The sequence below is a fragment of the Paenibacillus sp. FJAT-26967 genome, from assembly GCF_001541095.1.
In the GTDB taxonomy this organism is placed as follows: Bacteria; Bacillota; Bacilli; order Paenibacillales; family NBRC-103111; genus Paenibacillus_F.
Map to the genome: position 1 here is coordinate 125,765 of NZ_LMXH01000003.1, position 25,248 is coordinate 151,012.

Here is a 25,248-nt window from a genome sequence, read left to right on the forward strand (position 1 = left end):
AGTCTTCATTATTCCACAACCTTTTATCGGTGTGCAAAAAGTAAATCGCAGAATCGAACAAGACAAAAGAAAAAACGTCCGCTATCTACGCGGGAATGCGCAGAATAGGGGACGTTGTACAGAAGAAGAGTGCATCTTGCGTGTTCTATCTGTATGATGAATCAACTGTTCGTTTAAGAGGAGGATTTCTCCAGCAGTTCTTCATACTTGTTCAGATACTTGACCACGGATAGAACGAAGGTTGCATGAGACCAGGTGAGAGGAGCTACGGATACAGGGCCGCCGTTGTGAGGGTCAAGCTGCTCCGGCAGGATGCCGCTCTCCATTTGGTGGCGGACCACCCACTCCAGGGTCTGTCTCGGTGATTCGAGATCCGAAATGCTCTTGGCGCATTCGATTTCCCACTCGGCTATCCAGAGGGTGCAGATAATCCACGGATTCCCCGGGATCTGGTTCAGGTCGTGAGAACGCTGGAAGTAATAATCATTGTAATAACGGGCTACGCCTCCTGTAGGCGTCTTGATAGACAGTCCATTCTTGTTGGCAAGCATGGTGCGGACAACCCGGTCATCATCGGCAGGCAGTACGCCGAACTCAAAGATACCGTAGACGGAACTCTCCAGTGTCATGTCCTTAACCCATACGCCGTCCTTCTGATACAGACCGCGGGCAAAACGCCCTTCCTGCTCATCCCACAGGTGGTTCAGAATGCCGTTCTTGATCTTCTCTGCCGTATGGCGGTAGCGGTTGCTGCGCTCTTCGTCCCCGAACAGATTGCAGAAGTTGGAAGCGGCGATCAGTCCGCCGTACACGGCCGAAGCTGTGAACGTGTAGATGCCGTACCGTTCCTCCCACAAGTCGTAGCTTGGCTTGGGCAAACTCAGCTCCTGGTCTATATAAGTAGCCATGAAGCGGGCCGCTCTGCGGATCAGGTCGCGGTACAACGATTGGACCAGCTCCAGGTTGCCGTGCTGCTTGTAATCCTCCCAAAGGGCAAAAAGGACAAGGGCCGTCTCATCTTCCTGAATAGGAAGCTGCTCCCCGCCGTTGTGAACGTAGGGATGCCAGCTGGAGCCTACGGTTCCGTCGGGATTGTATTTATGGTGCAGGTAGCCTTCGGGTGACATTACCCGGGCACAGAAGCGGTAGAACGGCTCCATCATCCCCTGATGTCCTGCTTTGGACATGGAATAGGCAACGAGGGCGCCGTCACGGGGCCACATGTAGCTGTAATGATCCCGGTTGCTCTGCATGATGTCGGAATCGTTGGCGGCCACGATGGCCCCGTTGACATCCGTCTGCGTCCGCACGATCAGCATGCTGTGTTTAAACAGGCGGATCACGCCTTCGTTAAGATCGGCATAAGACCGCTGGGTTTTGTTTACCCAGCGCTGCCAGTAAATCTGGACGCGGTCGAGCAGCTTGCCCGGATGGTTTTCGCGCACATACCGGTCGGAGCTTTTGACTTCTTCAAGCGAATGTCCGGCGCTCATCCAGTAGTACATGGTGTGCTCGCCTTCCGGCGGTACGTGCATCCGGAATGAGATCGTGCTGTCGACTGAGCCCTGGGAGATCGGATTGCCCATCAAATGGCCGTCCTCGGCGTCCCGCCACGTTCCTTCGGCATTGTAGAACCGTTTGACCCCTGTCGTGTACTGGTAAATCCCTTCGGTTCCGGTGCTGCCGTTGAACATGAAGTATTTGTCTTTTTTATAATGGAAGACAGTGTGATTGGCCGGGTAATATGCGGCGGTATCGCCGACTTCTGTCTCGTTAATGACGAGATCCTGATTGAAAAATATCCGGACTTCTCTAACTGTCGAGTAAGGATTGGCTACACTGATTTTCTTCAGAAAAATATCTTCCCGCTGATGCACGCCGTCTTGAATACGCAGCGAAATTCCCAGACCCGGATGAGTGGCTCTGACGTCAGTGACGAGAGAATCCTCGACGTAAGCATGCTGAAACTGCCATTCTGGAGCGTCGAGCCATGCAAAAGCACCGTCCACCCAAATGCCGACCCGGCAATGATACCCGCCGATATGATTGAGCTGCCCTACATAGGGATAGTAGAGATCCCGCATGAATGAGTGTTCATCAAGGTTGATTAGAAATTTCCCGTTACCGACAACGAAATGTCTGGGCAAAAAATCACTTCCTTACCTGGTTACTGGTAAATCTTATTTTATTCGCCATTAGGTTACCGTTTTAGAGGCGTCAGGTCAATGTTTTTTTGTCGATTCGTGCCAATTTATGGCGTCTTGATAAATTTGAACCGTATCTTCAGCGATTTTGCCCATGAAAAAGCGATTACGGAGCTTCCGGGAAGCTTTTTTTACGAAGCTTGCAGCAAGCTTTGCATCTTCAAGAAGACGGCAAATCCGCTCGGACCATGCCTCTGGATCATCCGGAGGCAGTTTGAAGCCGTCTTTGCCGTCTTCGATGAGATCGGCAAGCCCGCCTGTACCGGATGCGACTATCGGTACGCCTGCCCGCATCGCTTCAAGCGCAACGATACCGAACGGCTCGTAGAGGCTCGGGATTACGCAGACACGCGTGCCTGCGAACAGGCGGGCTTTGGCGTCTTCATCGGCGAATCCGGTGAAGAGAACACGGTCGCCGTATGGCAGGGCAAGCCTGCGCAGCTCATGGAGCATCGGGCCGGTACCGGCGATAACGAGCCGGGCTTCCGGGATGCGCTGCAAAACCAAAGGAAGGGCTCTGATCAGAAGCTGTACATTCTTCTCCGGTACGAGCCTGCCGATAAAGAGAATCTGACTGGAACCGGATGAAGATTCCCGAAGGGGAAGTTCCGGGACCTCTCTCCAAAGGGAGGTATCCTGCGGAAGGCCGTTCGGAATAACCGACAACCTGGCAGGGTCCGGTCCGAATAAAGAGTCCACCTCGCTGCGCATAGCTTCGCTGCACACGAGGATACGGTCGGAGAGGCGGGTAAGCTTACGCTCCGCGGCGTCGATACGCCGGGAGACTTCCTCGTCCAGCCTGCCGAGCTTGCGTCCGCACTCCGTTGCATGCAGCGTGGTAACAAGCGGCAGATCAAACGTCTGCCTGCAGTCCGCAGCAGCGTAATAGACCAGCCAGTCGTGGGCATGCACCAGGTCAAACTGCTGTCCTTGCGTATACAGCTGCTGAATCCGTATAATCATCGCCGCATTCATCGCGAGCACCCAGTCGAGGAAGAATGGAGGGTCGGGGTTTCCCGGTATCTGGACACGGTGGATGTGTACTCCGTTAACAGAAGTGCAGGCTGCCCCGGGGCCGCGGCTGCATGTGACGACATGAACGTCATGGCCATCTTGGGCCAGCTGAGCAGTTAAATCACCGACGGCTTTTCCCAGTCCGCCGATAATGTCAGGGGGATACTCCCAGGAAAGCACAAGGATACTCAGAGATCCCGGGCTTGGGGTAAAGGCTGCAGGAATCGTCTTCTCAGACGATCCGCTGGCGGTTAAAGGGTATGACAGCCGCAGATCAGGATACGCAGCCCCGTATAATTTCCAGTCGATATCTGAAAATAACGGGCTTTCTTTTTCCAGTCTGTACAAATGCTGCTGATTATCCGGTGAATCTTCATTTCTATTATCTATCATAGCCAACAATTGATAGAAGTTATTCAAGTGGGTGCGGAAACGGCTTGCCGCGTAGGCGGACATCTCGCCGGAATCTATCATAAAAGCCCAATCGCTGCTCTGCGCAAGCATGAATTCACGGCTTGCCTGCTTCAGCACTCTTGCATGAGAGGAATCGGGCGCACTGTTTGGCCGGGCATTCACTCGGGCTGCAGTAAGGATCATCTTATCCTCTGCGGCATGCAGCAGCGGATACATCCAGGCCGTCGCCGGGTTGAGCCATACCTGTGCCCCGCCGCCGCGCCCCCAACTGGTCAAGGCTGGCGCGCGGCCTGCTGCAAAACTATGACGCTGCTCATATTCGGACAGCGTTATAAAGAGTACAGGGAGAGACGGTGGGCGGACTGCCGCTTCCGGTTCACCAGATTCCCGGCAGTTAGCTGGCGGATTACGGGGAAATACCGGAAGCGGCTGCCGCACGGCTGATTGCGGCGCCTGCTCCCGGTCCGCTTCACGGAGCAGGGTCTCCAGCCACAATGGACCTTCATGCCACCAATGGCCGAATAATTCGAGATCGAATGCGCAGACGGAAACGGGCTGTGGTGAAGTGATCCGATCAGCGGGAGCGATAACCCCGGCTGATCGGAATAACGCAGAGTCCCCGGCATCCCCCGGGGAACCCTCTGAAGGGCGGGAGAGCTCCACCGAGCGGGGCCGGAGGGCTTCTGCCGATGGCAGACCGGGTACCTCCGCCATGTACGGAGCAGGTGCATCTGCCGCGTGCAACTCGGGTATATCCGCCGAGCACGGGGAGAACGCATCCGGGGAGCCCGGGCCCGTCATCGCTGCCGGGTCCGGGCCGGACCCGGCAGCGGTGCGCGAGCCATGCACCTCGTGCGGGCGCACCAGCCGCTGCGCCGCTTGCCTGCGGGATGCGAGGAACTCTCTCGCATGCTGGGCAGCGCGCTCAGCGGCGCGGGCAGGCTCGTACGGGGCCTTCTCCCCGTCCCCGTGAAGCTTCTCTCCGCGCTGCGCAGCGGAGAAAGTGATGCGACAGTATTTGTAGCCTGTCGCAATTCTCGTGCCATCCGGCAGCAGATAGGGCCGGATGTACGCTGCCTCGGCCGGATCGTCCCGGCCGAGCTCATACCCGATATCGCGGTAATATTCGCGATAATCGGGGTGGCCCGGGTAGCCGGCTTCCCGGCTCCATACTTGAGCGGAAGCGGCCGCGTCCCGGGTGAAGACCCTGAGCCCGCCCGGACCGATGAACGGGACGGCAGGACCTGGCGATTCGCAGCCGGAAGGCGGATCGCCGCCGGGCTGCTGCGCATCCAGAACTGTGAAGCGCAGGCCCAACTCCTGCAGCAGAGGCTCCAGCCCGGGGGAATACCCGCATTCGGGCAGCCAGATTCCCGCCGGAGCAAACCCGAAATGCCGCCGGAACTCCGTAACGGCGGTGTGAAGCTGAACACGGGCAGCTTCCGGGTTTCTGATCAGCGGCAGGAAGGAATGTGTCGCTGCGCTTGGAATCAGCTCAACCAAGCCTTTTGAGGCGAAATATTTAAGTCTGGTGATCACGCTGCCCTTGATGTCCTTAAAGACAACGAGCATACGCTCATAATGCGCTGCATATCCGCCCGCTGCTTCCGCAAGAACGTGATCGTCAGCCAGGCGACGGACTTCCTGTCGTCCCAGCTCGATTTTTTTAACCAACTGCTCCCGGGTTCGTCTCTGCATCCGGGGGTTCTCCCACATGGCAAGCAGGGTGGGGCTCACAGAGAGGGTGAGCGGCGTGCAAATGTGTTCTTTATCCAACCGCTCCATAAGATCCAGAAATGGCAGATAGACATCGGCCATAGCTTCATAGAACCAGTTCTCTTCCAGCGTCAAAGTTTCATCCGGGTTATAAACGAACGGAAGATGAGCGTGCAGGACAAGAGCGGTATAGACGGGTTGTACATGGGGGCTCAAAGAAGTTCTCCCTCCTGTTTGGGCTGCGGATAGATCGTGTAAGTAGAGTACAAGTGGTAATCGGCAGGCAGGAGGGTTTTGTCAACGTCTTCCGCCACTGCACTTACTCGGATTGCCCCGGCTCCACCCGCTACATATCCCGTACGGACACTTGCGGAGCGGAGCAGAGGAACGAATCGCTGTTCACTTCCGTTAAAACCAAGTTCAGCGGTCCATAAAGCGTTACAGCTGCAGACTTCAATGAAAGCGGAGTGTTGAGAGCGATCGGCCGGAGTGTGCCACACGTATTGCACATCGCGGGTCTCAGCTCCGGTAATCGTCCCGTTATCCGGCTCCATACTTAAACGGATCACGAGATGGGATGCTGCCGTGCCGTCTCCATAATTATCAAGCATAGCAAAGAATCTGTCCGATACCATCCAGTATAAAAAAAGCACCGTCGGCTGCTGCACCATCACATGTACATCTCCAAACGGTTCAGGCAACGGACGGGGATACATGTAATTCCGCAGGGAGCCTAACCTCTCTTCCGCTGTCCGGCTGCTGCCGGTCCTCATAATGATGCATCCATTGTAGCACAGCATGCATCTGGACTCTAACAATCGTCCGGGTTCAGGCGGGGAAACGGGACGATAGGCCGCCGATCAGCTCAATAAAAAGAATACGTATACGGGCTAGGTGTACCTTAAGTAGTCGTAGAGGGCTGCGGTATCCGCTGGGGATCCGTTAGATGAATCAGCATGTCGTAGCGGTTGGAAGCATCCACAATGGCTTGAAGATCATCCAGATCGAAACCCGAATAGCATTCCACCTTCCCCGTATGATAGTAGACGGATATTTCCCCGGTCTGTCCGTCATACTTCGCGAAGGCAATTTGGCGGGAAATAATAGGGATGATGATCATCGTACGTCCCTCCGATCTATGGTTTGGCGGAGGACTTCAGGCGGCGCAGACGCGCTGTGCCGAAGTTCCGTTCCTTCTATATTTATGTGCGCGAAGGGACGGTTAGAAGGCGGCCGGGCAAACCGCAGCCACGGGGAATATCGGCTTAACCTGTCTGTCAAACAGGCCTATATTGCTAAAGGTAGTGGAATTTTCCTTTGTGTCAGGGAATAGGTATGTTGTAAAATAAAGCATCACAAGCAACACGCATGTAAACTGATTCCGGAAGACCTTAAGTCTAATGGAAGTTCCTTAGGAGGGATTACGATGAGTTTTTGCTGCGGTGCAAGTATGATAGGGTCTAAAGGGACTCTTAAACATATAAGAACAAGTATTCATAATGTGCCTATTCTGTTTTGTCCGGTTTGTCACCGGATCGAGGTTCATCATACGATTGAGAATGAATATGATCTTCTGGCAGAGTATGCGCACGGGGACGGCGCGTCCGAGGTCGACTTTATCGATTATGTGGAAGCCAAACAGGGGCCGAATATTTTTGAGAATTGTGTCAATCATGAAGACGAAGAGCCTCTGGATGTGGTGAAAAGCCAGATTGATATGGGACTGGATTTACTATCCGTTGCCAAGAGCTTGAATGATACGCAGTGGGAAGAACAGCTGAAGAAGCGTCTTCAAGTGCTCAGCAAGCGTAAAAGCAAGCTGGTTAAGGGCCGTACCGCTCAGAGCTGATTCTTTCATTCCCGGTTAAACATAATTTGAGAGAGCAGTACTTGGCAGGATGTGGGTGCAGATTCGCATAATGCCTAAAGAAATGTTTTAATAGAAATCCGAGAGACCTGCGGGCCTCCCGGATTTTTTATTTTTTTGGTATACCGATGTCTATTCTGAGAAAATAGTGTGAAATTGCTTAACTTTTTCGCCGATATTATACCGTGTGCTATAATAGCTAAGATTGACCCCCATAAGAAATAGATGGAAATCGAATTGTTTAAGTGAGGTGGAACAGTGATTCTGGTACTGTTTAAGAAGTTTTTTGGCAGCAAGCGTCAGACCAGCCATCCTCAACAGAATACGCCGCAGCCCGAAGAGGTTGTGAGACAAATTCAAGAAGGTGACCTGCGCCTTCGCAATCAATTTATTTCGGATTATCAGCCGTTTGTCATCAAGGTGGCAAGCCGCTTTTGCAAGAGATATATAGACCCTGCCAGAGATGATGAATTCAGTATAGCTTTGGCTGCATTCAATGAAGCTATTAATCAGTTTTCCCATGATATGGGACGTTCTTTCCTTGGTTTCTCCGAAACGGTCATGCGCCGCAGGCTCATTGACTATCTCCGGAAAGAACAGCGCTTCAAGGGTCAAATCCCTTACAGCGCTTTTGATCAGGAAGACGATGAAGACCATTATGTGAACCCGATTGAAATCCACCAAGCCCTGGAGCAGTATGAGAAACAAAAAGGCGTGGAAGAACGCCGCAGTGAAATTGCGGAATTCAACCGAAAGCTTTCCCACTTTTCGATCCAGTTCACCGATTTGGTGGATGCCTCCCCCAAGCACGAGGATTCTCGAATGATGCTGTTTGGGATCGGCCAGCTTCTCTCCGAAGATTCTGAACTGATGCAGCTGCTGTTGAGCAAAAAGCAGCTTCCGATCAAGGAACTTCTAGGTAAAGTTAGCGTATCCCGCAAAACGCTGGAACGGAACCGAAAGTATTTGATTGCTATAGCGCTCATACAAACCGGCTCTTATCCGTATCTCAAAGAATACCTACATATCAAAGAGCAATCAAAGCAAACTTTCCAGGAAAGAAGAGAAGCATATGAGTAAAGGCATCGTCATGGAGCTGAAGGGCAGCAGCATAATTGTCATGACGCAGGAAGGGCGCTTTGAGCGCATTCCTAGAAAGGGACGAACATGCTCTGTTGGGGAAGAGATCACGTATACGAGGAAAGCCATAAGGCGCTCGCGTATCTATGCGGCTGCGTCCGGGCTGGCTGTTGCAGGGATTATTTTCTTTGTCATGATCGGTGGATTGCTGAATACCGGCAGTAAGATTCAAGTAGCCGCTTATGTGACCATGGATATCAATCCGAGTGTCGAGCTGGCTCTGGATGACGCCGAGATTGTAAGGGAAGTCCGTGGTCTCAATGCAGATGGCAGCAGGATGGCGGAAGCCGTCCGGGTAGAGGGCAAGCCGCTCCCGCAGGCTACATCGGTCATTATGGGCTGGCTCGAACAATCGCATTTGTCTAAAGGTGAAGCGGATATTATTATTTCCAGTACGGTTGTCGGTGATTCACGTAAAGTAAGTGATGTTCTTCTTGCCGACAAGATGGAGAAGCAGGTCATGGAGTATCTTCGCAGTAATCATTCTTCTGAACTGGAGAAATACGTGGTGGCGGCATTTGCTGCTCCTGCCGATGTCCGCAGTGAAGCGAGAACACACCAACTTTCCACAGGTAAATATGCCATTTATTTGAACGCCAAGAGTATGGGAACCCATGTAGATCTAGAAGAATTCCGTAACAATTCGCTGTACGCGATTGGTAAACAAGCGGGCGGTATTAACAAATTAATCGACCGCAGCAATCCGATCAAGAAGAACAGCTTGAATGATTGGCTGGCTATGGAGAAAAAAGGGTCATGGAATCAGGATAACACGGCCATGCCTAAGGAATCCGAGGCAGATCCCAAGACGGAGGCAGCGCCTACACCAACACCGGTGCAGACACCGGTGCCAACGCCTGGGACTACCGTAAAACCGGAAGAGACTCATAAGCCTGCTTCGTCTGCTAAGCCGACACCGGTGCCAACGCCGACGAATTCCAAGTGGGTCAACCCGTACAAGAGCAGCGGGAACGCCGAAATTATGAGAGAGCAGTGGCTGAAACAGCAGGAAGAAAGAAAACAGGAAGCGATTAGGAAACAAAAAGATAAAGAAGAAAAAGAAAAGAAGGAAAAGAAAGAAAGAGAAGAGAAGAAAAAGAAAGAGAAAGAAGAACGCGACAAAAAGAAACGGCAGGATGACGATGATGACCGGGACGACGATGATGACAATGACAAACGAGGCAGATACGATTCTTCTGTCGGCTCCCATTCCAAGATAGCCGTCCACAAGCAGCCGGATTCAAAGTCGGTTCAATATGAGGCTCGTGCTGCAGTCAAAACCGCAGGGACTTTAACGGGCGCTAAAGACAATTTTGCAGCCGTGCGGCCTTACTTCACCGTTTCCTGGACATCGGATCACAAGAAGGAAAGTAAAACTGCCGCCGGAAGCAGCAATAAAGGGCGATAAAGCTAACATGATTACTTAAATTAAGTGAACCCTGTCATTGACAGGGTTTTTGCTTACGGATCAGCAGCTGACGGAAGTAAATTTGCGGCTAATAAAGGAGCAGGAAACACTATGCATTCAGTAAAATCTGCTCCAATTTGTATCGTATTTTAAAGCATTATATGTTACACTATTAATTATTCCGATATTTAACAAATGATTAATAAAATGTAAAAACATGACTGAATGAGAGAGATTTTGACGAACCATGTCGTTTGCGTCGGGTACATAACCTTACGCTATTCTAGGAGGAGTCACATGCCGGATATACAATCGAGCTATCTGCAGGTTTTGCGAGATTTTGTGCGGAGCGGATCCGAGGATTGCCGCCCTTATATGGATGGTCTGAAGCCTGAGCTTCATTCCCTGCTGCCGGAAGATGTGATTACTCTACATGAAAAGTGCATGCTGCGTCTGCTTGAAGATGTAAATTCCACAGATGCGGATCTGTATTACAAGCGGTCTTTTCTATTTCTGACTGAAATGGTTCTGTTATCCCGTAAACGAGAGGATGTAGACCGAAGGGACATCCTGATCGCGCATCTGAAGGACAAGATTTTGAATAATGCGAATTCTTTCCGTACGATGAGCAGCAAATATGAGAATGTTCTTCAACATATGGATAGCGGAATCGCGCTCTTTGATCCAGAGGGGTTTCTTTCGTTTGCAAACGTTAAGCTGGGCCAGTTTCTTGGTCTTCCGCGCAAAAGCATGATCGGCAAAACCTTATATGAACTGATACGGATGCGTAAAATTTCTAAAGGGATGCGCAGGCTTCTGATCAAGCTGCACCGCGAGATGTTTCTTTACCGGCTTCCATTTCAGGAGGTTATTGATGAGAAGGGACAGCATTTTCTCGTTACGGCCAAATACGATGAAGAGCTGGACGGGGACATTCTGATCAGTGTGAAAGACGTGACGGATTTCAAGCGAATCGAGCAGTCGGCTTATTATAACGATAAGCTGGCGATGCTGGGCAAAATAGCGGCTTCGATCGCTCATGAGATCCGCAATCCGCTCACCTCGATCCGCGGCTTTATTCAACTGCTGCAGCCCGAGCTGCATAAACTGGGCAAACAGGATTACGCGGAAATTATTTTGAGTGAGATTGACCGGGCTAACGATATTATTTTCGAATTCCTGAACTCTTCCAAACCGACTGCACCGGTCAAAGAAAAGGTCCAAATCTCCTCGCTTATTAAGGAAATCGTTCTTCTTTTCCAAAGTGAGGCTGTGCTGAAAGGCTGTGACATCCAGCTGGGAGATTCGGATCCGAATTTGTATGTCTGGGTGGACGTTAAACAAATCAAACAAGTGCTGCTCAATCTTGTTAAGAATGCGATCGAGGTTATTTCCGGGGTACCCGGAAGCTACGGACTTATCCGGATCCGCACGATGCAGGTAGAGAACCAAGTATGGATTTATGTCGAAGACAACGGAGCAGGGATGGATCAGAAAACGCTTTCAAAATTGTTCGATCCTTTCTTTACCACAAAGCAGGACGGTACGGGACTCGGATTGTCCGTCTGTTACCGGATCATCAAAAATCATGGGGGGGTTATTCATGTAGAAAGCGAAGTTGGGGAAGGGACTTCTTTCCGGATTCAACTTCCTTTGAACTGACGGGTACCTGTATTCCGGGATCAAAGAGTGATACAATAAAAGAGAGAGGTATCCGGGCATTGTTCCGGCTTGGAACTCCCTGTTCTGCGGTGGTATGAAACTTCCGCGTGATCACGGGAGTTTTTGCTTATGCGGCTGGGGAATAATGAGAAGGCCCAAAGAGGCGGTTACCGGTTCGCATTAGCATTATGGCCTGAGCTTGGATGGAAGAGTTCAATGGCCTTAATTGAGAGGAGCTAGAGGAATAATGACAGATTCCCATTCAACTACATATTCATTTGCTAAGGAGACAGGCTGGCTGGCTGCCGAAGCGGATGTGCTGCTATATTTCGTAACCGGCACGGAAGAGACGCTGTCCGATCTTCCGCCGGATCTCGTGGGCGAGATCACGAGACGCAGGCAGGCCGGACATTTCACCTGCGCAGCCGGTGAAGTGACGGCGCTGCCTACATACGGCCTGCTGCCGGCGCCGTATGTGATCGCTGCCGGGCTCGGCCCGGCTCCGGCTGGGCGCGACGCCTTGCGAGCCGCGGCAGTTCATGCCGCGCGCGAAGCTCAGCGGCTGGGACTGAGCCGTCTGGCTGTGCGGCTGCCGGGGGGCGATTATGCCGCGGCGCCTGTACAGGGCGGCGGCATGTTCACGGCGCCAGCTTGTGATGCCTCAGCTTCGGCGTCACAAGCTGGCACCGGCAGCGCCGCGGGTGCGCTGCCGCAGAACGCTGCCGCGCCGTGTACGGCAGATCTTGCGGCCACCGTGTTCACGGTGACCGAAGGGCTGCTGCTTGGAGCGTACCGCATGGCGACGTACGCGCGCGGCGCGCAGCCGCGGCCCCGGCTGGCCGCGGTGCAGTATTTCGTTCATCCGGATGGGCTGAACGAGGAAGTGCTGCAGGCGGCGGTGAGCGCCGCCGAAACGTATGCGGACGCGACGAACTATGCGCGCGACCTGACGAACATGCCCGGCAACCTGCTGACGCCCTCCGCGCTTGCGGAGGAAGCGGAGCGTCTGGCCGGGCAGTATGGCTTCGCCTGCGAGGTGCTCGGCGAAGAGGAGATTGTGGCCCGCGGCATGGGAGCACTCGCTGCCGTAGGTCTGGGCAGCGCGAATCCGCCGCGGATGATCACCCTCCGTTATGACGGCGATCCGTCCTCACAGGAGGTTCTCGGTCTCGTCGGCAAAGGGGTTACCTTCGATACCGGCGGGATTTCGATCAAGCCGGCGGGCGGCATGGAGGAAATGATCAGCGACATGGGCGGTGCGGCTGTGCTGCTTGGAGTCTTGATGGCGGCCGGCCGCTTGAAACCGAAGGTGAATCTGCTTGTCGTCATTCCGGCCGCGGAGAATATGCCCTCGGGGACAGCTATGCGTCCCGGGGATGTCGTCACGACGCTCAGCGGACGAACCATCGAGGTATTGAATACCGATGCCGAGGGCCGCATGATACTTGCCGATGGCGTCACCTACGCCCGGCAGCTGGGAGCTACGCGGCTCATTGATGTCGCGACGCTGACGGGAGCTGTGCTGGTTTCCTTTGCAGACTTGGCAACGGGTGCTCTGACGAACGACGATGCGTTCTACGGGGAATTCCTGCAAGCCTCTGTCCGCGCGGGCGAAAGAGTATGGCAGCTTCCGAATTACCCGGAATACCAGGAGATGCTGCGCAGTGATGTCGCGGACATCAAGAATGCTGCTGCCCACAAGTTTGCAGGGGCGATTATGGGCGGGTGCTTCGTGCAAGCCTTCGTCGAAGGTTTGCCATGGATTCATCTGGATACAGGTGGTACTGCCTGGCTGTGGGGCGAACGAGGCATCGAGCCCAAGGGCGGAACCGGAGCGATGGTGCGCACGATAATTGATTATGTTTGCAGCGCTTTGCCTGACAGGTGAATGAAACAGTTAGTTAAGAGATAAGACGTGTACGATATCATACGAAATTAACAGCGCGTGTGGATTGAAAATCCAACACGCGCTGTTTGTCGTTTATAGAGGCAGGGCTATTTGGCGAAGGACGATAGATGCGATACTCTGCCGGTCTATTTGTCAATCCATAATGAGTCTTCTGACTTCAGTTAAATTGCTTTTGAAAGCGGGAATTCCAAAAAATAGTCTTGCACCTGACGCTGCGTCATATTTTATGCTGAAGAAACAATCCGATCTGAAGGCTTTTTAGAGAAAGGAAAACAGAGCTGGCCGTGTGGGCCATAAGGAGAGAAACTTTTATTATGAACAATAGAATCAGGCTGCTTGATATTTTCAGGGGCTTCGCTATTCTTGGTACACTCGGTACGAATATTTGGCTATTTGCTGAACTGGGGAGTATCGCGACCATTTATCCCGACCCGGCAGTGTCTTGGTGGACTTCATTTAATTCGATCCTTAAGACGTTTATTTTATTACTGGTCAACGGGAAATTTCTTGGAATATTAACGATTATGTTTGGGATCGGGCTGGAATTGAAACGAAGAAAAGCGCAGCGGCTAGGTCAAAAGTGGCCGGGATTGTATCTTTGGTCGTCTTTCCTGCTACTGCTCGACGGCGCTTTGCATTATTTTCTGGTGATGGACTATGACATCCTGATGAGCTATGCGGTTACAGCTATGATTGTTGCTTTTATCGTGAACCGGAGCGACCGGGTGATCCGTAGAGTGATGATCGGAGTAGGGAGCTTTCATCTCTTCCTCATTAGTCTGATACTCGTTGTTCTGATGAATGCCCATGTAACATATGACGGGGCTTTTACGGAGATTACGGAGCTATACCGCAGCGGGAGCTGGCTGGAACAGATTCGCTACCGCTATGATTCCTTCTGGGCTAACCGTCTGGAGTCGATCATGATTATACCGATGAATGTATTCTTGTTCCTGACCGGTGTCCTGCTGATTCGTTCCGGAGCGTTAGCACCTGATGAGAAGGGCAAGGCGATACGCCGCACAATGCTGCGCTGGGGATTGGGTGTGGGACTGCCGCTAAATCTGCTTATCTTCGTCCCGGGCAGTTTGTTCGCGATTCCGGTACGTTATGTGTTTGCTCCGGTGTTGTCGCTGGGATACATGGCCCTTATAGCTAAAATCATGGAGAAAGATAAGGCTGATTGGCTATGGAGGCGTTTTGAGGAGATCGGGAAGACGGCATTGAGCTGCTATGTGCTTCAAAATATTATTGCTTCTTTTATCTTCTATGGGTGGGGGCTCGGTTTGGGAGGCACCTATGGTGCATTTTTCACGCTTCTTATCTGGATTCTCATATCCGGATTGCTTATGTTTGTTTCCCACTTGTGGCTGCGCCGGTTTGCCTCTGGACCCGTGGAGTGGCTGTGGAGGTGGTTGTCCGATATGCCTGTAAGGAAAACTTAACTTTGTGCGGCGCAAAGAAACTCCCGGATTCCATGAACTACAGGAACCCGGGAGTTTCTTATGAACCGGACAAGTTTCCGGCTAAAGCCAGCCTCGTCACTTATGAAGAGGTCGGCAGTTTAGCTGCAAATGATTCCGGCACCGCCTTTATACAAAGGATGTTTTACAGACGGCGATCGTCAAGACGCGGATCGCGGTTTAAGTCTGTTCCATCCAAGGGTGCGGAAGTGTCGGAGTCGCGGAATACACGGTCGTCGTAAGTAGAAGCGTTCAGCGAACGATTCGTACGGAACGTATCATACACGTGTTCATCGCGGTCAGAATGAGAGTCTACCAATACGAGAATTTTACCCTCGTTAACATAGGAGTCATACTGCTGGGCTTCATCCTCCGGAATTCCCATTCCTACGAGGCCGCCAACCAGACCGCCTGCACCGGCTCCAACTGCTGCGCCTGTCAAGGCTGCCGCAATCGGTCCCGCTGCCAGGAATGGTCCCACTCCGGGAATCGCGAGGGCTCCGAGGCCTGCCAGGAGGCCGGTCACACCGCCGACTACACCGCCGGTCGCTGCGCCTGTTGCCGCACCTTCCGGTGCTTTCGTACCTGTTCTATCGCCGATTTCGGCAGCTTCATGTTTATCTTTAGTGATAATGGAGATATCATCGGAACTGAATCCTTGCTGTTTTAGACCTTCGATCGATTGAATGGCTTCTCTTTCCGTATCAAAAACACCAACTATTTTCTTTTCCATTTGAATTACCTCCTCAGTATATGTGGTTCTTCCACTTGCCTAATATTGTTTTGTCTCGGTCACAGCATATTCTTACCCCTCATTTCCACATGTAAACCACTCTCGTAAATTTTGCTAGAAAAAGCTTGGGGAGGAGGATGAGCCCGTTACACCCGCCGCGCCTTTGTATAAGATATCTGTGTTCTAGGAAGAGTCAGCTCCTGTCAGTTAATACGCATTCCGAAATATTTCGCAACAGGCGTTAATCATGGGCATGAGGGCTAATCTTTGATACATGACGCAAAAAAATCAAGCAGCCGCAGGAAATAATTCCGGGACTGCTTGATTTTCTGAGGACAGTTTCTTTTCACCGAATTAATCATTTCGGCTGTTGAATTTGAATCCATACATCACCTAACCAGGTATGAATATGGTACCAGCTGCCGAGCTGCTCGAAAGCCGTCACCGACTGAGGGGACAGCTCCGCCACAATTGCGGAACCTTCGCGCGGTTCGCGGTGCATAGCAGTTTTTCCGGTCAAGGTCAGCTTCGTTTCCTTTGCTTCGATCTTTCCTATAATAGGATGATTCACATGCACCCATGATTTACCGACCCATGTCTCGACACGGAACCAGTTGCCCACTCTCGCATCGGACTTGAGGGGCTGGGCTGTCAGGGAAGCATTCAGGGGGTACCTGCTATCGGGCTTCGTGTAGACCGCTGCCGGCGCCATCAGGATCAGATCCGTATTCTTGGTTTCGACGGGAACCCGCTTCTGCCACAGTTCGAATCCTTTCTCCGCCGCAACAATGCCGACTGCGCGATTCTCTTTCCATATGGATGGAAATTCAGAAAGAGGCAGAGAGTTCTCACCGCCGTAACGTCCAATCTCCGGCGTCAATCCCGGACGGCCCAGCGCCTGAATGAACCAGTCCGTGTACCCGCCCCCTGATGGATTCGCTGACGGTTTCACAGGGTCGTAGCCTGTCAGGTCTTCAATTTGCGACATAATGCTGCGGTCTCTTTCCAGATTCTCCTCTAGTGTATGGAAATGCCAATACAGGATTCTGCCGGAGGAGTGGTAAGCGATGCCAATCTCCGGATCGATTTCTTCGGTGAATTTCACCAGAGCTTTGGTTTCGTTGGTCTGCAGGGGCTTAGTGCCTTTGTAGTTCTTGTAGCCGGGATAGCCGGAATTGTGGAGGATGCTGTCCCATTCCGCCGGATACTGTCTGTTAAGGTCAATGCCCTCGGCATTTGCTTTCCAGCGCGAGAAATCCGAGCTCTTCCCATTCATCGCGATCAGGCTTGAACGTACTTCGGCAGGAAAGGCAGAGGCTCCTTTCTGCTGCAAAGTGACTCCGTCGGGATTAACCATCGGGACGAACCAGATTGAGCTGTTGGTCAGGAGAGTCTGGAGATTACGGCCGTTCAACGAATCGTCATTGACATATAACTGGGCATAATCGTCGATCATATTCATAACGAGGCTGGTGGTCAGCCACTCTCTGGCATGATGAGAGGCGTTAATGAGTACATTCGCATCGCCGGTGCCGAGCCTCACAGCCCATATATTGCGTCCGTAAAGCGTTGTGCCTATGGATTTATATTCAATGAGCTCAGGATAAGCCTGGGCAAGCTGCCGGATGTTATCGGTCATCAATTCATAAGTGTACGTTTGATTCGGATTAACAATATCTGCTGCTGCAGCCGCTTGATTGGGAGATCCGAAAAGGTAAGGTATGAGGACAATGGTGAGCAGCAGCGTCCTCCATAATTTTGATGTCATAGCTGTGTAGTTTCCTTTCAAAATAGGGGTGCAAAGATGAGTTCATGGTATCAAAACGAAGGTTACAGCAGGGTTACGAAAAATCGGTATAATTCGACATATAAAGGAATATTTTGTTGACCGCCGTCATCTGCCGCCTTACACTAATAGGAAAAGAGAACTACCGGACGTTTCTGGAGGGAAAGGATGCTTTTGCAGCTTGAGGACGCTACAACTATGCATTACAAAGAAGATCCCGCGACTGACCAAGCCCTGGAGACACTTGTTCTCATCCATGATCTGGGTCTGGATCTTACGGTCTGGGATGAAATCATCGGCTTTTTGGAAGGGCATTACCGGATTGTGCTTTACGATTTAAGAGGGCATGGCCGCAGTACGGGAGGGGACAGTGAAGCGGGGTGGACCGTATTTGTGGATGATCTGCACAGACTTATGGAGAGGCTCGGAATTAGGAGAGCTCATATCGCGGGACATGGCGGAGGAGCTGTAATAGCCGTGCAGTTTTGCTCTTCTTATCCCGGGATGGTAGAGAAGCTGATTCTGATTTCGATTCCTGTGAAATTCCCGGCCGCACTCATGCGCGCAAAGATCGCAGAACGTAAAAAACTGGCCGGGGAAGGGCAGCTGTCTCTTGCCGGGGAGCTCGCTGCATTCACGACCGCGCTTCCCGAAAGTGCCTCTGCATTCCGTATTGTCAGGGACATTTATAACAAGATGAATACGGATTTATACTTTCGGGCGATGGACATGCTGCTCAGGGAGGACAGCTGGAATGAGCTGAAGCGTATTTCTCACCGGACGCTGGTTCTGGCGGGAGAATACGATCCTCTCTACGTGACGTCGGCTTCGCTCGCTGCATCACGCCTGCCGGATGCTTCTTTCCTGATCGTGCCGGATTCGGCCTATCTGCCTTTTCTTGAGCAGCCGGAGACGACCGCCTTATGGATCGGGCGGTTTCTGCAAAAGAAACAGACGCGTGCAGTCTCAGATTCTTTACTCGTCCAGGACGTGCGCGGCACACTGCAGCTCTTCCTGGATGAAGGGGAGAAGAAGATTGAGCTTGCTCAGGTGCTGAAGGTCAATCTTCTCGGCTCATTCCAAGTGATTCTGAACGGGCAGGAGAAGCCGGACGGCTGGAATCAGCGCTATGCCAAGAGCCTGCTGCTGTATATGATTTTCCATCCGACAGCGTCCCGCGAGGAATTGTGTGATTCGCTATTTCCCCAGGTCCCCAGTAAGACAGCGATGCGGAATATAAAAGTCTACCTGCACTATTTTAAGCGAATGATGCAGACACAAGAGGGAGGACCCCAGATCCTCTCGGTTGACCGCGAGCATGTGATGCTAAGATGTGTCATCCGCTGCGATTTGCTTGACTTTTTGGCGGAAATCGAAGATTTGCACCATGCGGACGCTGCCCGCAAATACGAAAGCGCCGGCCGCTTATTAGGGAATTTGCCCGATCCTTTACTGCCGGGTATTTATGATGAATGGTTCATGGACAGGAAAAGCCGTCTGGAGATGGAAGTTGCCGAACTGGCGGTATGGATGGAGGACCAGGAGAAGCTGCGGGGCAGACACCAGCGTGCCGAAGGGTACCGGCGTATAGCGAGGCGTTTTCTGCATGAAGAAGAGAAGGAGCCCGGCCATTCATTCAGATCTTATAAATTGAACTCATACGAATTGCTAGAGCTAGTAGAATCGGAATCCCGGTTATCTGCTGCCGGTAGAAGGAGCCAACCATTCGGAGATTACTCCCACTGTGGGGAATAAATCACGAGAAAGACCCGGTAAGGATCGTCTTTCTTCTGAGAAGAACACAATCTCACATACATGGTAGAAGAGATAAGAGACAAAACGGTTTGTGTAACCGGTGTGCCCTAGCCAATTATGGTTGCGGGTGCTCCGGTTTTTTTTGTCGCAGATAGGGGAGGGGATCGGATAACCGATTCTAAGGAGGCTGCATACAGGGGATCGGACAGTCTTGATGTGGTTTCATCGAATGCCATTCGCTGGCTGGAGTCTTTCTCACCGATTTAGTCTTGGATGTACGAGCGTGGACATGATGCGTATCCTGTTGACAAAAGGACTCACCGGGTCTAATATAATACCCATAGGGGTATAAGTATTATTCATGGAAATGGAGGGACTTTAGACAACGTACTGCGCAGGGCATTGCCTTGTTTTAATCAAATAGTTTTTTCATGTATGTAACTCTCTTGAAGAATTGCATACTAGCAGGGAAAGGAGTGGGAGTTATGGACTTGGATTTTGCATGGATCCTTACTTTATTCGTGATTGGTTTTGTCGGTTCTTTCATATCCGGGATGGTTGGAATCGGGGGATCGATCATTAAATATCCGATGCTGCTGTATATACCGCCTGCATTCGGCTTTATCGCTTTTACAGCACAGGAGGTTTCCGCCATTAGTGCGGTTCAGGTTTTCTTCGCTACCCTGGCGGGTATTTTCGCTTACCGCAAGGGCAATATGATTAACAAAAAGCTCGTTATCGCGATGGGAATCCCGATTGTCATAGGGAGCTTCGCGGGCGGATACGGCTCGAAATTTCTCCCCGACTCGGCGATTAATCTGACTTATGCCGTTCTGGCGCTTGTCGCGGCGATTATGATGTTTATGCCTAAAAAGGGAGAAGAGGACGGTGACTTCTCCAACCTGAGTTTCCATGTGCCGGTTGCTGCTGTTTCTGCTACCCTGGTTGGTATTTTGTCGGGAATCGTCGGGGCGGCAGGTGCTTTTATTACGGTACCGATTATGCTGGTTATTCTCAAAATTCCGACTCGTGTGGCCATCGCCTCTTCGCTGGCAATCACTTTCATCTCTTCGATCGGCTCCAGTGTCGGTAAAGTAATGGGCGGTCATATGCTGCTTGTTCCTTCGATTATTATGGTTGTCGCCAGTATTATTGCCTCTCCTTTGGGAGCCAAAGCGGGGCAAAAGATGAATATTAAAGTGCTACAGTGGATTTTGGCCGGTTTAATTACAGCGACTGTTATTAAGATTTGGATCGATATTTTATTTTGAGTATAGGGAGAGTGTATTGAAAATGATCAATGAAATATTACCGGACGATGTGAAAAGAAAGCTGGAGAATGGGGAAATTCTTCATATTGTAGATGTGCGTGAGGACGAAGAATGGGAGTCCGGCCACATCCGGGGAGCGAAGCATCTTCCGCTAGGTTCCCTGGAGCAGCGGCATGGAGAACTCGGCAAGGGGCAGGAAATAATCGTTGTTTGCAGAAGCGGCAACAGGAGCGGGATGGCCTGCGGTTTGCTCGATTCACTCGGCTATCACGTCACCAATATGCCCGGAGGCATGATGGAATGGAACGGAGAGATCGTTACGGGGAGATAAGAGATATAAGCCGGCATGTACAAGGGGTGAAGAAGCGGCGCAAAGCAAGGTGCCGCTTTTTCCTATAAGCAGCGCGATGAACGTTCTTGCAGAGGAAGCGATAGGCGGATAATTTCCATATAGGGTGGAAAGACGTACCTCATGGAGAAGCATTGAAGCGGGTAGTCAGAAGGTTTATAATACCTGTATGGGTATAGGTATAACTGAATAAATAGGTATGATGGATAGTATTCAATTTAGGGAGGTTAACCAGCATGCCAGTTGTCATGTGGGGATTCGTGCTGGCGCTTGCAGCAGGTGCGGTCTGGCTTGCAAGGAATTTGTGGCTGCTAAGCGGGCTGGACTTCGTCAGTTACGTTGCATCCGGTACATCCGGCGCCACTGCTGCCCAGGACATACATTCAGACCCGGCCCTGACAATTCTCGACGTCCGGGATTCACTGGATTATGATCAGTGCCACTTGCCGGGCTCGATTAACATATCTATCGGTCGTCTGCCGTTCGTATGGGACAAGGAGCTGTCACCAGAGGAGCCTGTGCTGATTCTGGCCGACAGCAAGCGCAAAATTGTTAAAGCTGCGCGGGTGCTCAAAAATAGAGGCTTTGCGCAAGTATATGCCCTGCGGGGCAAGGATCATCTTCGGCACTCTGATATCGGCGGGATTTCGTTATGAGCAGGACGTGCCGGCTTGTTTATCCTATAGATAGTGAACAAACTTGTAAGAGTGTCTGCGGGCACAGAAGGAGATCGAACAAATGGACACGACTCTGATTATTAACATTCTGATCGTTCTGCTAGTTGCGTACTTTGTGTATACGCGTGTCGGGCCTGTCAAAGGACTGAATAATCTGGATGAGCGGGATTTTCGTGAAGCGATGCAGCAGAGTAAGAACAAGATACTGATTGATGTGCGGGAGCCTTATGAATTCAAAGACGGATCTATTCCCGGTGCCGCCAACATTCCTTTATCCCAGTTGCCGCGGAGATTGGCGGAAGTCCCTAAGGACAAGGATGTTTTTCTTTACTGCCGGAGCGGAATGAGGAGCAAGAACGCGGCGAAGATGCTCAAACGCAGCGGGATTAACAAGTTAAACCACCTTCGTGGCGGTATTGGAGCCTGGGGCGGTAAATTATCCAAATCCAAGTAAACGTCAAGACGCAACATTCATTTCGTTTATGGGCAAAGTAATCGGGTAAATATAGGGAATGGGATAAACGAGGGAGCTGAGTTTATGAAGGAGCGGAGATTTAATCCGGAGCACCTGCACAAACTGGACAACCCGGAGCGGCGTGCTGCGCTGCCCCCGGAGAAGCTGCTGGCGATGCTGCATATAGAGCAGGCAAAGACAGTTCTTGACGTAGGCGCGGGCGGAGGTTATTTTACCATTCCGGCAGCCCGGATGACGTCCGGCACCGTCTACGCGCTTGACGTAGAACCGCAAATGCTGGATGTGATCCGGCATAAGGCGGAGACAGAAGCGGGCGCCGAATTAGAAGGAGGCACGATTAATAATCTCTCCTATCTCGAAGGCCAGGTAGAGAATATTCCGATGGATGACGCAAGCGTGGAGCGTGTTATCGCTTCTATGGTGCTGCATGAAGCGGCTACGCTGGATCAGGGCTTATCGGAGATTGCGAGGGTTATGACTCCGGGTGCGAGCTGCCTCATTCTTGAATGGGAGAAGAAGGAATCCCCGCAGGGACCGCCTCTTGCCCACCGGATTTCTTCAAGCGAGATGAAACAGACGGCAGAGAAGCACGGTCTTCGTGTACGGGATCTTTCTTTTCCGACGGACGCACATTACATCATGATCTGTGAGAAATAAATACGTAGCGAAAGCAGTGGGAGGATGGTTTACATGTTTCATTACACCGTCGACACAACCAAAAACCTGGAACAGACGATAGCCGATTTGCAGGAGAATTTGAAAGAGGAGAAATTCGGCGTTCTCTGGCAGCTGGACATGAAAGACAAGCTGAACGAGAAGGGCGTAGACTTCGATCAGCCGTACCATATTCTTGAGGTATGCAACCCGGTCGAAGCCAAGCGTGTCCTTTCACAGAATTCACTGGTCGGGTATTTCTTGCCCTGCAAAATAGCCGTTTACGAAGAAGAAGGGACGACCCGCATCGGAATGCCGCGCCCTACAGCACTTATCGGACTGATAGAGAACGAAGAAATGCTCGGAGTTGCCAAGGATATCGAGAACCGGCTGATTGCCGTGATCGATAAAACCCGTTGACCTTGACCTTCCGGGCAGCGGGATTCTGCCATAGAGCCTTGGTTCCATACGCGGGGTCGTATTCGTTCACTTATATCGTACACAAAGGGGCGGCAATCTTGCCGCCTCTTTGTGTACGCGCCCTATTTAAACGCTAATTCTCAGCGGAGTTAAAGCTCGAATTTAAGCTTGGTAATAAACCGGGTTGCAATATGAGAAGAGTGCTTCCCTTTAGGGAGAACCCAGCCATAATAGATCGGTTCACTACGAGTGGACAGCTCAAGCGGAACAATTACGAGATCTTCATTGCCGCAAGAAGGATTGTTCTTGAAAGAATAATCGAGTCCGATGGTCAGGGCAAGCCCTTCATTAACCGCGTTATGGATTGCCTGCGTGTTGTTGGAGATAAACAGAATATCGATGCCGCCATAAACGGCGATGAAATCCGTCACGAATTCACGTATTTGATCATCGTCATACAGCACGAAAGTCTGATGGACCAGCTTCTCAGGCGTAATAGATTTTTCACGGGAAAGTGGAGAATTCTTATGGACTCCCGCTACCATTCTCCCCTCGAGCAGACGCTCGAAGGCCAGATCACGGCGTTTCTCCATCACGCCTTCCGTAAGAACAATCAATCCGATATCAATTTTGCTGTGCTCGATATCCTTTAAGATTTCCTGAGGCCCTTTCTCGAAAATTTCGATTTTGACCTGCGGATATTCCTTCTTGAACCGTGCCACCACGTCCACGAGCAAATGCATGGGACCGGGAATTGTAGCGATGGTTAACGTGCCGCTTAGCGTGTTGCTGAACGACTCAGCTTCTTCACGCAGCTCATTTACTTTCGCGAGGACCTCATGTGCTCTATTGATGATGGCCTGTCCCTCAGCTGTCGGTACCGCCCCCGACCCCCGCGAGCGTGTGAATAACCTGACACCGAGCTCCGTTTCAAGTGCGGAAATCGACTGGCTGATGGCAGACAGAGTGACGTGAGCATGTTTGGCTGCACTGGTCAGGGAGCCGGTTTTGGCTACTTGGATAATGTATTCCATTTGTTCCAGATTCACTAGGATCACCTCTCTTTATATTAACTTTAACTTAACTATTCTTAATTAGTTATAAATTTTATTTAATTTAGTGTGCTGGTACAATGGGAACTATAGAAGTTGAAGCAGTTCCAAAGCGGAATTTCAATCACATAAGTCTCTTTTTACAAAAGAAATTTTTAGGAGGAATCTTAAATGGCTAATAAAAGAGTGGCAGTCATTACTGGGGGAGCTAGCGGAATCGGTAAACAAACGTGTCTGAAATTTGCCCGCAAAGGCGATCAGGTCGTGGTAGCCGATTTTAATGAACAGGCAGGAAATGAAGTTGTGGAAGCGATCAAAGCGGAAGGCGGAGAAGCGATCTTCGTCCAAACGGACGTGACTAAATTCGAAGACGTAGAAGCGCTCGTACAAAAAGCGGTCGATACGTTCGGGAGAATTGACGTGATGTTCAACAATGCGGGAATCGGACGCCTTACACCGGTCTTGGATCAGAAGATGGAAGACTACCACGCGGTTATCAATGTGAATCTGCATGGGGTTACGCACGGAATTGTGGCGGCTGGCAGAAAAATGCGCGAGCTGGGCATCAAAGGCGTGATCATTAATACGACTTCTGTCTTTGGAATTTTGGCATCGCCTGGAACTTATGCTTATCATGCAACCAAAGGTGCGGTTAACATGATGACCAAATCGGCGGCACTTGATCTGGCCGAATATGGCATTCGTGTCGTAGGCGTGGCTCCCGGAGCAGTAGATACACCGATTATTCAGGGCTATAAAGACAGCGGTCTGATCGATTCCATGAAAGCCAAAGTCATCGGCAACAAATTAACGCAGCCTGAGCAGGTAGCGGATACGGTTTACCTTGTTTCCCTGGATGAAGCCAGCGCGATTAACGGCAGCGTAGTGATGGCGGATGAGGGCTTCGCTTCCTTTAAATAAGGTTCCGCGGCGTGGAAATTCCAATCCATTATCGCGCGAAAAGTTAGACTAGAAATAAATCAGCCTGCAAACTTAGCTCCCGGGGAGCAGAGTTTGCAGGCTTTTTGTGTGGAATCGGCGGTGTAGAAAATCAGACAGGCTATGCGCCGGCAAGGAGCGGCCGCAGCAGGGAGCTTCGCAGCGCTTGAAGCTTCGTGCACGCGCTGCGGCGCAGGCGTCAGATGGACAAAGGATGGACCGGAATTGAGCGCGGCTTCATCCGGAGAGATTACAGCGGCCCGAGTCGTGGTTATCCGGGCTGGGATAGCACCCTGGAGCAGTCACCGAGCAGAGCCCCTGAGCAGAACTCTTGAGCAGA

Annotated in this window: 22 protein-coding genes; 15 read left to right on the forward strand and 7 right to left on the reverse strand. The window is 51.4% G+C overall.

Features of this window, described 5'->3' with window-relative positions:
* Positions 1 to 173 precede the first annotated feature (173 nt).
* From AR333_RS15265 to AR333_RS15280, 4 genes are all read right to left on the reverse strand, one after another.
* Complete coding sequence (locus AR333_RS15265; protein ID WP_068776235.1) at positions 174 to 2,147, reverse strand: glycoside hydrolase family 15 protein; 1,974 nt, start codon at positions 2,145 to 2,147, stop codon at positions 174 to 176.
* Positions 2,148 to 2,222: 75 nt separating this feature from the next.
* On the reverse strand, positions 2,223 to 5,564 hold the full coding sequence (locus tag AR333_RS15270; protein ID WP_068776236.1) for a 1,4-alpha-glucan branching protein domain-containing protein: 3,342 nt from the start codon (positions 5,562 to 5,564) through the stop codon (positions 2,223 to 2,225).
* Positions 5,561 to 6,121 (reverse strand): DUF4912 domain-containing protein, encoded by a 561-nt coding sequence (locus AR333_RS15275; protein ID WP_068776237.1) that lies wholly within the window; start codon positions 6,119 to 6,121, stop codon positions 5,561 to 5,563. Before AR333_RS15275 ends, AR333_RS15270 begins: the two co-directional genes overlap by 4 nt.
* A 128-nt stretch (positions 6,122 to 6,249) precedes the next feature.
* Positions 6,250 to 6,468, reverse strand: a complete 219-nt coding sequence (locus AR333_RS15280) for a hypothetical protein (RefSeq protein WP_068776238.1) — start codon at positions 6,466 to 6,468, stop codon at positions 6,250 to 6,252.
* Between the two features lie 306 nt (positions 6,469 to 6,774).
* Between AR333_RS15280 and AR333_RS15285 the strand changes: the two genes are divergently transcribed.
* The 6 genes from AR333_RS15285 to AR333_RS15310 all read left to right on the forward strand — a co-directional run bounded on the left by AR333_RS15285 (position 6,775) and on the right by AR333_RS15310 (position 14,779).
* A complete protein-coding gene (locus tag AR333_RS15285; protein WP_068776239.1) occupies positions 6,775 to 7,197 on the forward strand; it encodes a hypothetical protein in 423 nt (140 codons plus the stop codon).
* Positions 7,198 to 7,473: 276 nt separating this feature from the next.
* Entirely contained in the window at positions 7,474 to 8,295 is an 822-nt protein-coding gene (sigI, locus tag AR333_RS15290; RefSeq protein ID WP_068776240.1) for an RNA polymerase sigma factor SigI, read from the forward strand.
* Complete coding sequence (locus AR333_RS15295) at positions 8,288 to 9,763, forward strand: anti-sigma factor domain-containing protein (protein ID WP_068776241.1); 1,476 nt, start codon at positions 8,288 to 8,290, stop codon at positions 9,761 to 9,763. Before sigI ends, AR333_RS15295 begins: the two co-directional genes overlap by 8 nt.
* A gap of 297 nt (positions 9,764 to 10,060) precedes the next feature.
* Positions 10,061 to 11,425 (forward strand): nitrogen regulation protein NR(II), encoded by a 1,365-nt coding sequence (locus tag AR333_RS15300; RefSeq protein ID WP_068776242.1) that lies wholly within the window; start codon positions 10,061 to 10,063, stop codon positions 11,423 to 11,425.
* Positions 11,426 to 11,651: 226 nt separating this feature from the next.
* Positions 11,652 to 13,313, forward strand: a complete 1,662-nt coding sequence (locus AR333_RS15305) for a leucyl aminopeptidase (protein WP_253735866.1) — start codon at positions 11,652 to 11,654, stop codon at positions 13,311 to 13,313.
* A gap of 335 nt (positions 13,314 to 13,648) precedes the next feature.
* Complete coding sequence (locus AR333_RS15310) at positions 13,649 to 14,779, forward strand: DUF418 domain-containing protein (protein WP_068776244.1); 1,131 nt, start codon at positions 13,649 to 13,651, stop codon at positions 14,777 to 14,779.
* Positions 14,780 to 14,942: 163 nt separating this feature from the next.
* On the opposite strand, the gene AR333_RS15315 is transcribed toward AR333_RS15310, so the two are convergent.
* The gene (locus AR333_RS15315) at positions 14,943 to 15,530 is read right to left on the reverse strand and encodes a general stress protein (RefSeq protein WP_068776245.1); all 588 of its coding nucleotides are present in this window, start codon (positions 15,528 to 15,530) and stop codon (positions 14,943 to 14,945) included.
* A 358-nt stretch (positions 15,531 to 15,888) separates the two neighbouring features.
* Positions 15,889 to 17,298 carry a M14 family metallocarboxypeptidase gene (locus AR333_RS15320; RefSeq protein WP_068776246.1) on the reverse strand — a complete coding sequence of 470 codons (1,410 nt, stop codon included), beginning with the start codon at positions 17,296 to 17,298 and terminating at the stop codon, positions 15,889 to 15,891.
* Between the two features lie 186 nt (positions 17,299 to 17,484).
* Between AR333_RS15320 and AR333_RS15325 the strand changes: the two genes are divergently transcribed.
* From AR333_RS15325 to AR333_RS15355, 7 genes are all read left to right on the forward strand, one after another.
* On the forward strand, positions 17,485 to 19,071 hold the full coding sequence (locus AR333_RS15325; RefSeq protein ID WP_068776247.1) for an alpha/beta hydrolase: 1,587 nt from the start codon (positions 17,485 to 17,487) through the stop codon (positions 19,069 to 19,071).
* A 485-nt stretch (positions 19,072 to 19,556) separates the two neighbouring features.
* Entirely contained in the window at positions 19,557 to 20,342 is a 786-nt protein-coding gene (locus AR333_RS15330; protein WP_068776248.1) for a sulfite exporter TauE/SafE family protein, read from the forward strand.
* 22 nt (positions 20,343 to 20,364) lie between these two features.
* The gene (locus tag AR333_RS15335; RefSeq protein WP_068776249.1) at positions 20,365 to 20,673 is read left to right on the forward strand and encodes a rhodanese-like domain-containing protein; all 309 of its coding nucleotides are present in this window, start codon (positions 20,365 to 20,367) and stop codon (positions 20,671 to 20,673) included.
* Positions 20,674 to 20,927: 254 nt separating this feature from the next.
* Positions 20,928 to 21,347, forward strand: coding sequence for a rhodanese-like domain-containing protein (locus tag AR333_RS15340; protein ID WP_068776250.1), 420 nt, complete (start codon positions 20,928 to 20,930; stop codon positions 21,345 to 21,347).
* Between the two features lie 82 nt (positions 21,348 to 21,429).
* Positions 21,430 to 21,822: a rhodanese-like domain-containing protein gene (locus AR333_RS15345; protein ID WP_068776251.1), complete on the forward strand. Its 393-nt coding sequence runs from the start codon at positions 21,430 to 21,432 to the stop codon at positions 21,820 to 21,822.
* Between the two features lie 84 nt (positions 21,823 to 21,906).
* Complete coding sequence (locus tag AR333_RS15350) at positions 21,907 to 22,500, forward strand: class I SAM-dependent methyltransferase (RefSeq protein ID WP_068776252.1); 594 nt, start codon at positions 21,907 to 21,909, stop codon at positions 22,498 to 22,500.
* 33 nt (positions 22,501 to 22,533) lie between these two features.
* Entirely contained in the window at positions 22,534 to 22,917 is a 384-nt protein-coding gene (locus AR333_RS15355) for a DUF302 domain-containing protein (RefSeq protein ID WP_068776253.1), read from the forward strand.
* A gap of 149 nt (positions 22,918 to 23,066) precedes the next feature.
* Here the strand turns inward: AR333_RS15355 and AR333_RS15360 are convergent, their stop codons facing one another.
* The gene (locus tag AR333_RS15360; RefSeq protein ID WP_068776254.1) at positions 23,067 to 23,966 is read right to left on the reverse strand and encodes a LysR family transcriptional regulator; all 900 of its coding nucleotides are present in this window, start codon (positions 23,964 to 23,966) and stop codon (positions 23,067 to 23,069) included.
* A gap of 174 nt (positions 23,967 to 24,140) precedes the next feature.
* On the opposite strand from AR333_RS15360, the gene AR333_RS15365 reads away from it, so the two are divergent.
* Both AR333_RS15365 and AR333_RS25630 read left to right on the forward strand, forming a co-directional pair.
* A complete protein-coding gene (locus AR333_RS15365; RefSeq protein WP_068776255.1) occupies positions 24,141 to 24,890 on the forward strand; it encodes an SDR family NAD(P)-dependent oxidoreductase in 750 nt (249 codons plus the stop codon).
* 221 nt (positions 24,891 to 25,111) lie between these two features.
* Positions 25,112 to 25,243 (forward strand): hypothetical protein, encoded by a 132-nt coding sequence (locus AR333_RS25630; protein WP_301336125.1) that lies wholly within the window; start codon positions 25,112 to 25,114, stop codon positions 25,241 to 25,243.
* Positions 25,244 to 25,248: the final 5 nt, after the last annotated feature.